Source organism: [Pantoea] beijingensis, from assembly GCF_022647505.1.
Lineage (GTDB): Bacteria > Pseudomonadota > Gammaproteobacteria > Enterobacterales > Enterobacteriaceae > Erwinia > Erwinia beijingensis.
The window spans coordinates 1,430,023-1,446,128 of sequence record NZ_CP071409.1 but is presented as its reverse complement, the minus strand read 5'-3'; the positions used below and the strand labels follow the sequence as shown (position 1 = coordinate 1,446,128).

At 50.6% G+C, this 16,106-nt stretch carries 13 protein-coding genes; 3 read left to right on the top strand and 10 right to left on the bottom strand.

Annotated elements, in window-relative coordinates; genetic code table 11:
• Nucleotides 1-98: 98 nt before the first annotated feature.
• The 7 genes from mglC to J1C60_RS06480 all read right to left on the bottom strand — a co-directional run bounded on the left by mglC (nt 99) and on the right by J1C60_RS06480 (nt 8,731).
• Nucleotides 99-1,109, bottom strand: a complete 1,011-nt coding sequence (gene mglC / locus J1C60_RS06510; RefSeq protein WP_128176473.1) for a galactose/methyl galactoside ABC transporter permease MglC — start codon at nt 1,107-1,109, stop codon at nt 99-101.
• A 16-nt stretch (nt 1,110-1,125) separates the two neighbouring features.
• A complete protein-coding gene (mglA, locus tag J1C60_RS06505) occupies nt 1,126-2,646 on the bottom strand; it encodes a galactose/methyl galactoside ABC transporter ATP-binding protein MglA (protein ID WP_128176471.1) in 1,521 nt (506 codons plus the stop codon).
• A 71-nt stretch (nt 2,647-2,717) separates the two neighbouring features.
• Complete coding sequence (gene mglB, locus J1C60_RS06500) at nt 2,718-3,713, bottom strand: galactose/glucose ABC transporter substrate-binding protein MglB (RefSeq protein WP_128176469.1); 996 nt, start codon at nt 3,711-3,713, stop codon at nt 2,718-2,720.
• Nucleotides 3,714-4,273: 560 nt separating this feature from the next.
• Entirely contained in the window at nt 4,274-5,314 is a 1,041-nt protein-coding gene (galS, locus tag J1C60_RS06495) for an HTH-type transcriptional regulator GalS (protein ID WP_128176467.1), read from the bottom strand.
• 157 nt (nt 5,315-5,471) lie between these two features.
• Nucleotides 5,472-6,632 carry a DUF418 domain-containing protein YeiB gene (yeiB, locus tag J1C60_RS06490; protein ID WP_128176465.1) on the bottom strand — a complete coding sequence of 387 codons (1,161 nt, stop codon included), beginning with the start codon at nt 6,630-6,632 and terminating at the stop codon, nt 5,472-5,474.
• Between the two features lie 67 nt (nt 6,633-6,699).
• Nucleotides 6,700-7,365 carry a GTP cyclohydrolase I FolE gene (folE, locus tag J1C60_RS06485; RefSeq protein ID WP_128176463.1) on the bottom strand — a complete coding sequence of 222 codons (666 nt, stop codon included), beginning with the start codon at nt 7,363-7,365 and terminating at the stop codon, nt 6,700-6,702.
• A 238-nt stretch (nt 7,366-7,603) separates the two neighbouring features.
• Nucleotides 7,604-8,731, bottom strand: coding sequence for a YbfB/YjiJ family MFS transporter (locus J1C60_RS06480; protein WP_128176462.1), 1,128 nt, complete (start codon nt 8,729-8,731; stop codon nt 7,604-7,606).
• 157 nt (nt 8,732-8,888) lie between these two features.
• On the opposite strand from J1C60_RS06480, the gene ptrR reads away from it, so the two are divergent.
• The 3 genes from ptrR to fghA all read left to right on the top strand — a co-directional run bounded on the left by ptrR (nt 8,889) and on the right by fghA (nt 11,855).
• Entirely contained in the window at nt 8,889-9,782 is an 894-nt protein-coding gene (gene ptrR / locus J1C60_RS06475; RefSeq protein ID WP_128176460.1) for a putrescine utilization regulator PtrR, read from the top strand.
• Between the two features lie 93 nt (nt 9,783-9,875).
• Nucleotides 9,876-11,000 carry an S-(hydroxymethyl)glutathione dehydrogenase/class III alcohol dehydrogenase gene (locus J1C60_RS06470; RefSeq protein ID WP_128176459.1) on the top strand — a complete coding sequence of 375 codons (1,125 nt, stop codon included), beginning with the start codon at nt 9,876-9,878 and terminating at the stop codon, nt 10,998-11,000.
• Between the two features lie 12 nt (nt 11,001-11,012).
• Nucleotides 11,013-11,855 (top strand): S-formylglutathione hydrolase, encoded by an 843-nt coding sequence (gene fghA, locus J1C60_RS06465; RefSeq protein WP_128176457.1) that lies wholly within the window; start codon nt 11,013-11,015, stop codon nt 11,853-11,855.
• 38 nt (nt 11,856-11,893) lie between these two features.
• Here fghA and cirA read toward each other — a convergent pair whose 3' ends face one another.
• The 3 genes from cirA to J1C60_RS06450 form a co-directional block, all read right to left on the bottom strand.
• On the bottom strand, nt 11,894-13,867 hold the full coding sequence (gene cirA / locus J1C60_RS06460) for a catecholate siderophore receptor CirA (protein WP_128176455.1): 1,974 nt from the start codon (nt 13,865-13,867) through the stop codon (nt 11,894-11,896).
• Nucleotides 13,868-14,223: 356 nt separating this feature from the next.
• Nucleotides 14,224-15,009: an ABC transporter ATP-binding protein gene (locus tag J1C60_RS06455; RefSeq protein ID WP_164877275.1), complete on the bottom strand. Its 786-nt coding sequence runs from the start codon at nt 15,007-15,009 to the stop codon at nt 14,224-14,226.
• Nucleotides 15,009-16,091, bottom strand: a complete 1,083-nt coding sequence (locus J1C60_RS06450) for a FecCD family ABC transporter permease (protein ID WP_128176451.1) — start codon at nt 16,089-16,091, stop codon at nt 15,009-15,011. Before J1C60_RS06450 ends, J1C60_RS06455 begins: the two co-directional genes overlap by 1 nt.
• Nucleotides 16,092-16,106: the final 15 nt, after the last annotated feature.

Here is a 16,106-nt window from a genome sequence, read left to right as displayed (position 1 = left end):
AGAATGTCTGCCCAGGCAGAACGTCGTGCATACCGTTGCGTCTGGTGACAACACAATCCATTTGCTATCTGAAAAGAGGCAACCCCTCTTTCGATGAATTACTTCTTACGTGAATATTTCAACGAGTCCAGCGCGACGGCGAAGATGATAATGCTACCTTTGATAATGTACTGCCAGTAAGGGTTCACGCCGATATAAGTCAGGCCATAGTTGATGACGGTAAAAATCAGCACACCGGTTACCACTCCAGCAACGGTCCCGACTCCACCAGCAAAAGACACACCCCCAACCACACAGGCAGCAATGGCATCCAGCTCATACATAAAACCGAGATTATTCGTCGCACTACCGATACGCCCCGCCTCCAGCATCCCGCCAAAAGCGTAGAACACCCCAGAAAGCGCATAGATCATAATAAGATTTAGCGGAACGTTAACCCCGGAGACCTTTGCGGCTTCCGGATTGCCACCAATCGCAAAAATATTTTTGCCGAAGCGAGTTTTATTCCACAGCACCCAGACAAACAGGATAGCGATAATCGCATAGAAGGTGATGTAGGAGAGTTTGAAATCGCCAAAACGTAAAAAACCCTGAGCAAAGGTGGAGAAGCCCGCGTCAAAACCCGCAATCGGTGATGCACCAACATAGTCATAATAAAGCGAGTTTATACCGTATACGATAATCATCGTACCTAATGTAGTGATAAACGGCGTCACTTTCAGGTAGGCGATCACCAGCCCGTTTACGAGGCCAATCAGAGCACCGATCGCACAGACGGTCAGGATAACCAGTGGGATAGGCACCGTATCGATATTTGGGAACACCTTGTTCACGTTGTCCATTGCCTGCAACATAGTCGCTGCGACAACTGCGGCCAGCCCAACCTGGCGTCCGGCAGAGAGGTCAGTCCCCTGCGTCACAATTAGCCCGGCAACGCCGAGAGCAATGATAACGCGCACCGATGACTGCGTCAGAATATTACTCAGATTAACCAGGCTGAGAAACGTCGGGTCCTGGAAGATAATGATTGCCAGCAACACCAGTAAAACGACGTAAATACCACCTTCTTTTAGCCAGGTTAGCGCATTTTTCTTATTAACTGCTTTCATGGTGACAGCCCTTACATCAAAGGTGTAACGACGCCAAACGCAATATTTCGTTTTGCGTAGCGGTTTTCGTTTCGACAATGCCTGCAACCAGGCCATTACTCATTACCAATATCCTGTCGGTAATCCCTAATAATTCCGGCATTTCAGAAGAAATAATAATGATACCCTTCTCCCTTTTAGCCAGTTCGGCAATAAGCTGATAAATTTCAAACTTAGCACCAACATCAATGCCACGCGTGGGCTCATCCAGCATTAATATTTCCGGCTGAGTTAATAGCCAGCGGCCAATAATTACTTTCTGCTGGTTCCCACCGGAAAGGGAGCCAATAGACGTGTGATGTCCCGGCGTTTTTACCCGCATAGAGTCAATCACCCATTGGGTATCACTTTTCATCCGGCTGTTATCCAGCAGTCCCAGGCTGTTTTTATATTTACGGATATTGGAGATCAACGAATTAAAACCGATATCCAGATAAGCATAAATCCCGGTCGAGCGGCGTTCTTCCGTTACCAGTGCGAAACCATGATTAATCGCTTCATTGGCACTGTGATTATTAATCGCTTTGCCATGCAGTTTAATAGTGCCGCTCGATTTGTCACGAATACCGAAGAGCGTCTCAACAATATCCGTACGTTTCGCGCCAACCAAACCCGCAATTCCCAGAATCTCACCTTTATGTAGGTCGAAAGAGACATCACGAATCGAAGGCTGGCGCAACGAGGTAAGGTTACGCACTTCAAGGATTACTTCACCGGGAACGTTACTTTTATCAGGAAAACGCTGGTTCAGTGAACGTCCAACCATCATCGCGATGATTTTGTCCATATCCAGCCCTTCCAGCGGCTGAGTGACAATCCATTGGCCATCCCGCAGGATGGTGATTTCATCACAAAGCTGGAAAATTTCTTCCATTTTATGAGAGATATACACGATACCGCAGCCACGATCTTTCAACTTACGAATAATGGTAAACAGATGGTTTACCTCTTTTTCCGTCAGCGAAGATGTCGGCTCATCCATAATGACGATTTTTGCGTTATACGAGAATGCCTTAGCAATTTCAATCATCTGCATCTGCGAAACAGATAACGTGGCGACTTTATCACGCGGATCGATATCGATATCTAATTCATCAAAGATCGCTTTGGTATCGCGATACATTTTGTCCTGATCGACAAATAACCCTTTTCTGGGATAACGTCCCAGCCACATGTTATCCATAACGGTACGTTGCAAAACCAGGTTTAATTCCTGATGCACCATAGAAACACCATTTTCCAGTGCTTCTTTTGCGCTTTTAAAATCAACTTCCTCACCCTGAAACAGGATGCTCCCCGAATCTTTACTGTAAATACCAAACAGGCATTTTAATAACGTAGATTTACCGGCGCCATTTTCTCCCATAAGGGCATGAATAGAGTGCGGGCGAACCTTTAAATTGACTTTATCTAAGGCTTTCACTCCAGGAAATGATTTACTGATATCGCTCATTTCCAGCAGGAATTCACGCTGCGGTGTCGTTTTATCACTGGCCATAATTTACCTGGCTGAAAGAGTCATTCGGACAAGTGAAGCATGGGCGCGGCACTAGCCCGCGCCCACTTTGGTTATTTTACAAACTGAGACAGGTTATCTTTATCTACCGGTACGTAAGCAACGCGAACCACTTTGCCATCCAGTGTGTAAGTGGTGCCTTCAGTTGCAGGTTTGCCTTCTGCCAGGTTTTTCGCCATTTCAAAAGTGGCTTTTGCCTGATTATCTGCATCGTTCAGCACGGTACCTGCCATCGCACCGGATTTCACTAACGCCAGCGCTTCTGGCAGTGCATCCACACCGAATACCGGGATAGACGCTTTGTTATGCGCCTTCAGCGCTTCAACCGCCCCCATTGCCATCGCATCGTTGTTTGCGATAACCACTTCAATTTTGTTACCGTTCGGGCCGGACAGCCAGGCATCGACTTTATCTTTCGCCTGAGCGGTATCCCACATGGCAGTATCCATATGTAACGACTGAGTTTTGATGCCGTCTTTGGTCAACGTATCAATTACATATTTCGTACGTGCTTCCGCATCCGGATGGCCCGGCTCGCCTTTTAACAGCACATACTGAATCTGACCATCTTTATTCAGGTCCCAGGCTGGATTGGCTTTCCAGTGCTTTTCAATCAGCTCGCCTTGTTTCACGCCTGATTCTTTCGAGTCCGTGCCAACATAGTAAGCTTTGTCGTAGCTGGCCAGAGCCTGTGCGCTCGGTTCTTTGTTGAAGAACACCACGGGCACATCGTTCTGCTTCGCTTTATCAATGATGACGGCGGCAGCTGCCGGATCGACCAGGTTAATGGCTAATGCTTTCACACCTTTCGCCATCATCACATCGACCTGATCGTTCTGGGTAGACTGGCTATTCTGCGAGTCATTCATTAACAGCTGAATGCCAGAAGCACCTTTTGCTTCTTTCTCAATCGCTTTACGCACAACGGACATAAAGTTATCGTCATATTTATAAATGGTGACACCAATGCGGGTATCTGCTGCGTGAGCCGTTGCTCCAAACATCATACTGGCAACCAGGGCTGTGAGGGTGAAAGCCTTCTTATTCATGGAATCTCCGGTTTTTGCAGGGTATACCCGTCACATATAAAGTTGCCTGCGCGTCGGCGGTACTTACTCACCCAAATAACTTACCGATAATGATTACCGGGGTTCATTCGCTGGCCGTATTGACGCAACTTCACATCGTGTGGGTATCGTTCTACGTCTTGCTCACGTCGCCGTGAAATAACAAGACAATCGGTTATACCCTGTCATATTTCACCTTGCGGGTTTAGCTGTACTCGCGCATTCCGGCAATGAAGAACGACCAGAACATCTCAAGTGAGCGATTACGCTGCAAGCGAATTATCGAGGGTTTATTAACGTTCAGTGAAACGTCTTTATGTTTAAAGAATGTTACGAAACACTGATAAATTGTTAATGCAAAACCTAACTTCCGTGTCCGGCAACACTTCCTGAAAGATATGTTCAACTATTTCATGCCACCCACAGAGCCTTAGTATCCGGGAAAACGACCCGTTACATTATGTTTCAGCCCCCTGGTTGCGCTGTCATCATAGAGATGCCAATGTTAATTAACTGTGAATTTACTCACAGATTGGAAACGGTTACATGGGTAAATCTCCGGGATTAGTGACAGGCTCCACATTTTGCCGTGTGGCAACGGAATGGCGACGTACCAGGGTAGGCATAAAGCAGTGTTGAGCCGTTGGATCGATCTGACCGGATGCGCCTTTTAACGCCAGCTCAGTGGCAAGTTTTGCCATAGAAACAATCGGATAACGCACAGTGGTGAGTTGCGGGTCGGTATACCGTGAAATGGGAATATCATCAAAACCGATGATTGAGAGATGCTGCGGAACTTGAATATCGTTATCCTTCAATGCAGTCAGTGCACCTGCAGCCATGCTGTCGTTATAGGCAAAAACGGCGGTGAGATGTAAATTACGCCCTAGCAGCTCAACCATCGCCGCTTCCCCGCCGCTGAGGTCAGGTTCGCCACTGGCTGTCCAGCCTTCAGGCGGTGTCATTCCCTGCTCCGCCAGCGCCTGTAGCCAGCCGTCACGGCGCTGAATAACATCTTCAATTGGATGACACGAACCCAAATAACCAATTCGCGTATGGCCCTGTTGTTGCAGCATACGCGTTGCCATCAGGGCGCCGCTGACGTTGTCCAGACAAACGCAACGATGAGCATATCCGGGGATGATACGGTTGATCAGCACCATCCCCGGTACCTGATCCATAAAACTCGCCAATTCTGCATCAGAAAGGGTTTTCGCATGCACGATCAATGCATGACAACGCTGGCGGATTAGCACTTCAATCGCGTGACGCTCTTTCTCTTCCTGGTGATAGGAGTTATTGATTAATACATGTTTCTTCAGGCGCTGCGCAACGTTGTCGACAGCCTTGACCAACGCGCCAAAAAAGGGGTCGGAGACATCCATTACCACCACGCCAATGGTGTCAGTCATTTGAGTTGCCAGCGCTTGCGCATTCGCGTTAGGTCGATAACCTAATGATTCTACTGCCGCTAACACGGTATTGCGCGTGTCCTGCATCACCGCAGTGCTATTATTGAGCACGCGAGAAACGGTGGCGACGGAAACGCCAGCAAGCCGCGCGACGTCACGGATGGTAATCATAAACGCTTCGCCTTGAAGTAATGGAACGCATAACTTTTCTGTTACCAGAACATTTTATGGCGGCTATTTTGTCAGGCGGTTTAACGTTACAGCGTGAATCTCATCACACTCGTGAAAACGGTTACATACAATTATGCAACCTTTGTGATGTGTATCATTATCCGCGGTGAGGGGGTTCAGGCAGTTTGCCTGCCCCTAACCGGGTTAGTTGGCGCCACAGCCATTCCATTGGTCCCTGGTCGAAAAAACGGAGCCAATAGAGTGAAAACAGCACATTGACGCTCCAGATGGCAGCTACGATAGCCAACAATTGCAGGCGGTCAAAGTGCATAAAAAGGCCTAAGCGGTAGAACAGCGTGGTACAGAGCAGTGTTTGCAGTAGATAGTTAGTTAACGCCATGCGCCCGACACAGCATATCGCCTGCGTTATTTTTAGCCCGGCCAATTGAGGCCAAAAACCAAAGCAGAGGGCAGCATAACCCAGAGCCTGTAGCGGAGCAGCGATATCTCTGGGTACCTGCAGAAAAAAAGCCGTCCAGCGGAATTCCCATTGCAAATGCCATTGCAAAAAGATCCCGGGAATCTGGATAACAAAAGAGAGCGGGATGGTAAAGAGCGCCAGCCGTCGATAGTGACGCAGGCTGAAGCGCCCTTTCAGCCAGCCAGTGCGCATTAGCGCTCCGCCAATCATCATTAAGCCCGCAAGTTGCCAGCCATACTGCGCACCAAGTGCCAGCATACCGGATGAGAGGTGTTCGAGCCGGTTTCTCACAGCCTCAATCCCCCCTCCCAGCTTCCAGTAGGTTTCATACTGTACCACCGCTATGCCGGGCTGCCATGAGCTGCCGGGCTTATCGCCCGAGATCAGACCAAAGACAATCAACACCAGTACACCAACCCCATACAACATCACCCCGGTATTAAACAGCGAACGGGTTGAAGAAACATCGCGGATCATACGCCAGGCGATCAATCCTACAATGCCATAATCCAGTAGAATATCGCCTTCCCAGAAAAAGACCGCGTGGATAAAGCCCAAAATGACCAGCCAGGTTAAACGCGACTGTAACCAGCGCTTACCGCGCGGCAATAACATCTGTAGGCCGGCCCCAAACAGAATGGCAAACAGAGTGAGGAATTTAATTTGTGCGAACAGTTCAAGCGTGGCCCACGTCCAGATATCGGTATCAGACGGGATTCCGTTCCAGGCAGGATTGAGATAGGCCGCGGCAGGCAGGGCAAATCCGCTCACATTCAGCAGTAAAATGCCCAGTACCGCAAGACCACGGATAAAATCCAGTGTCAGATTGCGCTGCATGCATATTTCCTGAATCAGGCTGGCTCCCTCTCGTTACAATCAGAGAGGGAAAGCCGCAGAAAGAAAACTAACTATGGCGCACCGCACGAAGAAATTCCTGCCGGGTATTCTGGCTGGATTTAAACAGACCGCCCAGAGACGTGGTGGTGGTGGCACTGGTCGCATCACGAATGCCGCGCGCCTTAACACAGTAATGTACCGCATCAATCGACACGGCCACATTGTTAGTCCCCAACAGCGTTTGTAAAGCAAGCAAAATCTGCTGCGTCAGACGTTCCTGAACCTGGGGGCGTGAAGCAAAGAACTGCACGATGCGATTGATTTTTGACAGGCCAATCACTTTATCTTTTGGGATATAGGCTACGGTCGCTTTACCGTCGATAATCACGAAATGATGCTCGCAAGTGCTGGTTAAGGTGATATCGCGCACCGTCACCATCTCGTCCACCTTCATTTTATTTTCTATCACGGTGATTTTAGGGAAATTAGCATAATCCAGACCGGAGAAAACTTCGTTCACATACATTTTGGCGATGCGATGCGGCGTTTCAGCAAGGCTGTCATCTTCTAAATCGAGATTTAACAACTGCATAATTTCTGTCATATGACCGGCAATCAGCCGTTTACGTGTTTCATCGTCTATTTCACGCGCAGGCGAACGTAAAGGGGTTTCCAGCCCACGGGCGAGTAACGCTTCGTGTACCAGGGCGGCTTCCTGACTTAATGTCGTCATATTTTTTTCTCCAGCGGAAAACGTTCACCTTCAGGACAAGAGGCCCATATCCCCTCTTACAGCAGTGAAACACTTTAGCGGCACATTAACGGCCAAATAACAAAATAAACCCGCTGCACCTTGAAAAATGACGGGTCTGTTCACTCGTCTGGTGCAGCGATACACCAGCCGGGATAGCCATTTTAAACACTCTGTATCGTTAATCCAGTGAATCAATTTAATCGGCGTTGAAACAGATTCATTTAGCACGTTTAAATACTAACCCGCCAGCCAGCAGCAGCCCAATACCCGCAACGTAAAGCGCGGGTTCTAAACGGTGCGTCAGCAGCGTGGAGCTGGCTGAAAGCATCGGCCCAACCAGTTGTCCCACGGCATAGCCGGTGGTCAGCAGCCCGGCCAGATAGCGCGAATGCGTTGGTGCCAGTTCGCGGCCATATTGCAATGTCAGCTGCACCACACTCAGAAAGCCACCACCGACTAATATCGCGCCCAGAACCAGTCCCGTGATGCCTGGAATCACATCGGATGCGAACACGCCAATTGCCTGAGCCCAGAGCGTCAGCCCGAGCCGAATGGGGGTTGAAGCGTAATGACGCGTTAGAATGCCAAGACCGATACCCACTACCGAAGCGCCGCCAAATACCGGCCAGACAAATTGAGCAAAGGCGCTGCCGGGAAAACGTGCCGCCGCCATTTGTGATAAAAATGTCGCGGGTAGAATATAGCCAAAGCCCGCCAGACTATAGCTCAGAACCAATCGCTTTAGGTTGGGCGTCAGTACCAGCGGTTCAGGCGCACTCTCCGGCCGATGTAGCTCGCCTTTGCCCGGCAAATTGCGGGCAATAAGTGCCACCAGTACCAGAGCCACCAGCCCATAAACCGCCCAGGCAAAAGCCGCACTGACGCCCAGTGCATGCAGCAATACCGCCAGCATACCACTGAGGAAAATCCCCGTACCCGGGCCAGCAAATACCGCAGCAGAAAGCCCTGGTCGTCCATGATGTATCAGTTGCTCATTGCTCCAGGCCGCCAGCAGCACCATTGCCCAACCACTTGCCCAGCCAATCAAAAAACGCACGATCCCGTGCAACCAGGCACCTTCAACGCAGGCAGAGGCCAGAGTCAGAATAACCGCCCCCCAAACGCCGCTTTTTAACCGCCATTCAACGCGGTGGCTGGCGCGCATTGCATCAAACGAGCCACAGAGATAGCCCAGATAATTCAGCGCGGCAACCAGACCTGCACTGGTAAGCGTCAGCTGATGCTCACCCATCATTAGCGGAACCTGAGGCGTAAAGGCGAAACGCCCAATGCCCATCGCAACCACCAGCGATAAAAATGCGCTTAATGCGATGCGCATTGCCATATCTGTCTCCTTAATTCTTTATGCCGACAATAATTCACGCGGTACAGCGCGGGTATAGACACATTCTTTCATGTCAAGGGTTGCCCCCATCATGCATCAAGGATAAACTCACGAAAAGTGAATAATAATCACAAAGTTACTTACAAGAAATGAATGTATGGATTTAATACAGCTGCGTATGTTTTGCCGTGTCGCAGAGACCGGTTCGGTCGCGCGTGCCGCTGAACAGCTACATCGAGTCCCTTCAAACCTTACGACGCGCCTGCGTCAGCTTGAGCAAGAACTGGGCTCCGATCTTTTTATTCGAGAAAAACAGCGACTACGGCTCTCACCGGTTGGTCATAACTTTCTCGGCTATGCACAGCGAATTTTGGCCCTGAGTGAAGAAGCCTTAAATATGGTACAAACCGGTGAACCTGGCGGGCATTTCGCGCTGGGATCAATGGAAAGTACTGCCGCCACGCGTCTGCCAACGTTATTAGCCGCCTATCACCAACGTTATACTGCCGTCGCGCTTTCACTGATTACCGGCACCTCAGGTGAAATTATTGAACGCGTGCGTGAAGGCACGCTGGCAGCAGCACTGGTCGATGGACCCGTGCCTTACGATGAGCTCAACGGCTGCATCGCTTTCCGTGAGAAAATGGTGCTAATCTCCAGCCTCGATCATCCACCGATAGGCAGTGCGGCTGATGCCAGTGGCGACACGTTGTTTGCCTTTCGTCCCAGTTGCTCCTATCGGCTGCGCTTTGAATCCTGGTTTCGCGAAAGCGGTGTGCAGCCCGGTAGCATTATGGAAATTCAGTCTTATCATGCCATGATGGCCTGTGTCGCCAGCGGTGCGGGGCTGGCAATGATCCCATGGTCTGTTCTGTCTCAGATCCCCGGGCAGGCACGCGTGCAGGTTCATCGTTTACCGCGACTTTATCAGGATACGGCGACATGGCTGATATGGCGTCGTGATGCATTCACCCCCAACGTGGAAGCGCTGAAATATCAAATTATTGAGCAATTCGACGATACACCCGATGTCGATGATTTTCGTCCATAATGAACACCATCTTAATAAAAACCGACCGGCTATTACTCTCGCATATCCGATGCATCCAGTGCCGGTACCTAACCCAATATAAGTGAGGATGTCATGGAGATGATTAAAACGAAGGCCGCCGTAGCCTGGGCCGCTGGTGAACCATTAAAAATTGAAGAAGTGGATTTAATGCCACCTCAGCAAGGTGAGGTGCTGGTACGTATTGTCGCAACCGGTGTCTGCCATACCGATGCTTATACGCTCTCAGGTAAAGACCCGGAAGGCGTTTTTCCTGCCATTCTCGGTCATGAAGGTGGCGGTATCGTCGAGGCCATCGGCGAAGGCGTTACCAGCGTTGCCGTCGGCGATCACGTCATCCCGCTCTATACCCCCGAATGTGGCAAATGTAAGTTTTGTCTGTCTGGCAAAACCAATCTCTGCCAGGCGATTCGCGCCACGCAGGGTAAAGGTTTGATGCCCGATGGCACGACCCGCTTTTTTAAAGACGGCAAGCCGATTTTTCACTATATGGGAACATCCACCTTCTCCGAATATACCGTTGTGCCTGAAATTTCGCTGGCAAAAATCAGCAAAGAGGCACCGCTGGAAGAAGTTTGCCTGCTGGGGTGTGGCGTCACCACCGGCATGGGCGCGGTAATGAACACGGCAAAAGTGAAAGCCGGCGATACCGTTGCGATATTTGGTCTGGGCGGCATTGGGCTGTCGGCCATTATCGGTGCGAAGATGGCGAATGCCGGTCGCATTATTGCTATTGATATCAATACCAGCAAATTTGATCTCGCCAGCAAACTGGGTGCGACCGATCTGATTAATCCGAACGATTACGATAAGCCGATTCAGGATGTGATCGTTGAATTGACCGATGGCGGCGTGGATTTCTCCTTCGAGTGTATTGGTAACGTCAACGTGATGCGATCGGCGCTTGAGTGCTGCCACAAAGGCTGGGGCGAGTCGATTATTATCGGCGTTGCCGGTGCCGGTGAAGAGATTGCTACTCGTCCCTTCCAACTGGTGACTGGCCGCGTATGGCGCGGATCCGCGTTCGGAGGCGTCAAAGGGCGTTCTCAATTGCCCGGTATCGTTCAGCGCTATCTCGACGGTGAGTTCCAACTTAATGACTTTATTACCCATACCCTGCCGCTGGAACAGATTAACGACGCTTTTGAACTGATGCACGAGGGTAAATCGATCCGTTCAGTGATTCACTTTAGTAAGTAATCAGGAGGGGTAATGGCATCCACGCTGGAACTATTGGAAGAACATCGCATGTTTGGCGGCTGGCAGCAGCGCTATCGCCACGAGTCGTTATCGCTCAACTGTGCAATGACATTCAGCATTTTTTTACCCGCTCCACGCGGTACAACACCACCACCGGTGCTCTATTTCCTTGCCGGACTGACCTGCACCGATGAAAATTTCACAACAAAATCGGGCGCACAGCGTATTGCAGCCGAGCTGGGGATTGTTCTGGTCATGCCTGACACCAGCCCGCGTGGTGAAAGCGTGCCGAACGATGACAGTTACGATTTGGGGCAAGGCGCGAGCTTTTACCTGAATGCGACACAAGCGCCCTGGAATCAACATTTTTCGATGTATGATTACATCAATGAAGAGTTCCCTGCGCTGATAGCCGATAATTTCAGCGTGAGCGATCGCCAGGCAATCATGGGACATTCGATGGGCGGACACGGTGCCATTATGCTGGCGTTGCGTAACCCGCAAACCTTCAGATCCGTTTCAGCGTTTGCCCCCATCGTGAACCCGTGCATTGTTCCCTGGGGACAAAAAGCGTTTACGGCCTATCTGGGGAGCGATCCGGATCAGTGGTGCCAGTACGACAGTTGCTGGCTGCTGCGTCAGGCGAAAAGCACCGTTCCCCTGCTGATCGATCAGGGAGATAACGATCAGTTTCTCGCCGACCAGTTGCACCCCGAGCGATTGCAGGAAATCGCACAAGAGATTGGCTGGCCGCTCACGCTACGTATCCAGCCCGGCTACGACCATAGCTACTTCTTTATCGCCAGTTTTATTGAGGATCATCTGCGCTTCCATGCGCAGCATCTTTTCCCTTGATACCTTGCGAGCGGGCCCTGCCCGCTCGCATTTGATACTCAGAAGCTATAATCCATCGCAAGGAAGTAACGGCGCCCGTCTTCGTTAAAGCTGTACAGATCGCGGTTAAGATCTTTATCTGCGAGATTCTGCACGCCTGCACGCCATTTCACCGCTTTTGTCGCCTGCCATGACGCACCAGTGTTCCAGATAACATAACCGCCCGGCGTAGCATTCGTCGCTTTCAGCGCCCGTCGCTCTCCGGCGTAATTTGCCTGTAACCAGAACGACCAGTCCTCAACAGGCAACCAGTCCAGCGTGCCGTTCGCTGTGTGCAGCGGCGTCTCCGCCAGTGGACGATTCCTGCCACCGCTGACATCCCGGCTGTCGGTATAAGTGTAGTTAAGCGTCAACTTCCATTGGGGATTAAACGGCAGCGTCACCTCAGTTTCAACGCCGGTAATACGGGCTTTATCAACATTGTAGTAACGAAATACCGGCTGGCCTCTGTCGTTAATCCCAACGTAGTTTTCATAATTGGGTGCCTGTGAAATATCAGACGTGCGCGCAATACTGATCCGGTCCTTCACATGATTACGAAATGCGGTAATGCTGCCGGTGATCCCTTCCAGCCAGCCCTCATCGCCCGCATAATAGAGCCCCAGTTCAACACTCTCGCTGGTTTCCGGTTTCAGATCCGGGCTCCCGACAATCGAACAGCCCCCACGGCAGGAGTTTGTCTGCCAGTCAGGGCTTAATTGCAATAACGAAGGCGCTTTAAATGCATTGGCCCATCCCCCTTTCAATGTCAGGGTATCAGTGGCGTTATATACCAGATACAGGCGCGGACTCCAGTGATCGCCGTAGGTGTCATGATTGTCCATACGCACGCCGCCGGTTAATGCCAGCGAATCCAGCAAGCGCCACTCATCCTCAACAAAGAGCGCATGCTGTGATGCCGATATACGGCCGCTTCCCTTAAGATTTACCGTATCATTCAGTTTATCGTGGCGCCATTCACCACCAAAAGTCAGCAGTTGATTAACCGCGTCTAATGGCAGAATCACTTTGCCGTCCAACGAGTTATTTTCGGCAGTAATGATATCTTTATTGTAGTTATCGATCTTGTCGCCATAAAAGCGCAGCTCGGTATTGGCTACCCCCCAGCGACCATTGTGACCCACTGCGTAGTTTTGCCGTTCCAGCCGATTTTTATCCAGGGAATCAGAATCCCGGTCCTGACGGTCAAAACCGTAGCCGAACGTCATGTCCTGATTTTCAGTGGGTGTTAGCGCAAATTCCACATTGCCGTCGCGCGCAGTGTAACCTTCAATACGCGGTGAAAGTCCTGTAGATGACGTTGCCGATGCCTGTTGCTGATCTTTTTCACGTTTGCCCAGGCTACCGTACAATTTGACGCCCAGCAGATCGTCAATCAGCGGGCCGCTGGTAAAGACGTTACCGTTATAGCTATCACCGCGATTGCGATGCTGCTGTAACGTTGTATCCGCGCTCAGCGTACCGTGCCAGGCCTTGCCTACCTTGCGCGTAATAATATTCACCACACCGCCCAACGCATCCGAACCATACAGGGAAGACATTGGTCCACGCACCACTTCGATGCGCTCAATGGCATCTACCGGGATCCAGTTAAGGTCAAAGTCGTTATGCCGGAATACTGCGGTACGCGAATTCACTCGCTTACCATCGATGAGAATTAGCGTATAGCTGCTGTCGAGACCGCGCAGACTAATGCCTTTACGGTTATCCCCCTCATTGGTGAGTTGAACACCCGGCACATCGCGCAGCACATCACGCAGGTTTTGTACCGGTTTACGTTTTATCTCATCGGCGGTAATCACGCTGATACTGGCTGGTGCATCTTTCAAATTCACTTTTGTTGCCGCTGCAGTCACCACTATTGTCTCTTCGTTTTCTTTCTCTTTTTCGCTCTCTTCAGCAAAGCATGGGAAACTACAAGCGAGTACTGACGCGCAGAGGCCACCGCGAGCCATCAGGTTTAAACGAATCATCCTTTTCTCCATTAGGTGAACACGTTAATTGGTTTTCCCCTTAATAATCCGGACGGAAAAAACCGTGGAAATATTAAAAGCCATCCTGACAATTGCTCACACTAATAACCTGATGGAACAGGCTCTGCTGGATTCCCGATATATTCCGGTTTTTTTATAATTTAAAATATCAGCGCGAAAATAGATTATATTTCCGGTATACACTATCCATCGACTACAGAAAAATAAATAATAGTATCGATAATATTCTCATATATAAGGCATTGAGGATAATACACAGATGGAAACCGGCACAGAGCAAAAACCATGAACCGGATACCACAGTGGATAAGGGCTGGATCGCCTAACGCGATCCCTTAAAAGGCGGGCTGTGACACCAATCCGTCGATCAACACCTGCGGCGTTCCCTGGCTGCAGCGCTCAATCCGGCCTTTAACACCATATACCCGTGCCAGACTTTCCGGTGTAATCACCGCTTCCGGTAAACCGTCCGCAATTAACTCACCATTTTGCAACATCAATACATGTTCACCATGACGCAGTGCGATATTAATATCGTGTACCACTACCACGGTAACAATATTTCTTTTACGCGTTTCCCGCTGAACAAGGTCCATAACGTGGAACTGATAATTTAAATCCAGTGCGCTTAAAGGCTCATCCAGCAATAACAGTTCCGGCCGACGAATTAGGGATTGAGCCAACCCCACTAATTGTTTCTGTCCACCAGAAAGCTGGTCAAGATAGCTCAGTGCCAGATGTGAAATACCCAGTTGCTCCAGCAGCGCCATCACTTCGCTTTCACTGGATACCGAACTCCGACCGCCAGAAGCACGCTGTGCCACGATGATCGATTCCAGCACATGCAAATGCACGCCCGCTGGCAGGGATTGGGGTAGATAAACCACTTTATCCGCACGCCGGGTAAACGGCTGCGCCATCAACTCTTCATCATTCAGCCACAGTTCCCCTTTTGCCCGGTTCAAACCAGCCAGAGAGCGCAGGAGTGTCGATTTACCACAGCCATTCGGCCCCAATAAAACGGTAATTTTTCCACGCGGTAACAATGGAACATTGAGATTTTCAATAATCTGGCGCTTTGGATAACCGGCGCTAAAATCGCGAATCTGTAAGCCCTGCATCAGACACTCCCCCGATGACGCAAAATAATACTCAGGAAGAACGGCACGCCCACCAGCGAGGTCACAATGCCAACCGGGATAATGACGCCTGGGATCAGGTTCTTCGACGCGACTGAAGCCATTGAGAGCACCAGTGCCCCCGTTAAGGCGCTGGCCGGAAGATAAAAACGGTGATCTTCACCGAAAATCATGCGGGCAATGTGCGGTGCAACCAGTCCAATAAAGCCGATTGGGCCGACAAAAGCCACGGCCAGCGCAGAAAGGATACTGATACGGAGTAGCGTCCCGAGCCGCAAGCGACGCACATCAATACCAAAACTGATCGCCCGATCTTCACCCAGCCGCAGCGCCGTCAGCTTCCAGGCGCTCGACATTGAGAATGGCACCAGGATAAGAAAAGCCAGCGTGAGCACGCCGAGCTTCTCCCAGGAAGCGCGGGCCAGGCTACCCATGGTCCAGAACACCAGCCCCTGCAACGTATCTTCACTGGCAATAAACTGCATCATTGAAACCAGCGCGTTAAAGGTAAACACCAGTGCGATACCAAATAACACCACGCCGGACGTCGCCACGCGCGTCCAGCGGGTGACGCCATCAAGCATCAGCGCGGCGAGCAATGCAAAGATAAAGGCGTTCCCGGAGATAAACCACTGGTCAGGGATCCCTGGAATGCCAATACCCAGAACAATCGCCAGCGCGGCACCAAAAGCTGCCGCAGAAGAAACCCCAAGGGTGAACGGGCTCGCCAGTGGATTATTCAGAATAGTTTGCATTTCCGCGCCAGCAATACCCAACGCCAGCCCGACAACAATTGCCATCAACGCATAAGGTAAGCGAATGTCCCAGACGATTACGCGTGTTCCGGCATCAACGCTATCCGGTTGCAGCAGCGCGTGCCACAGGGTGTTGAGCGTTAATCCTGACGGGCCCAGCGTAAAATCCAGCACCAGTGATGCCAATATCGCCAGCACCAGAATACCCATAAACATCAGGCGGTGGCGCAAAAGCTGCTGGTATCGCCCCATGACGCCACTGGCGTTCTTTTTGTCGGCGTATTGCATGGATTCGTGGGTGAGACTCATCTTATCGCTACCTGT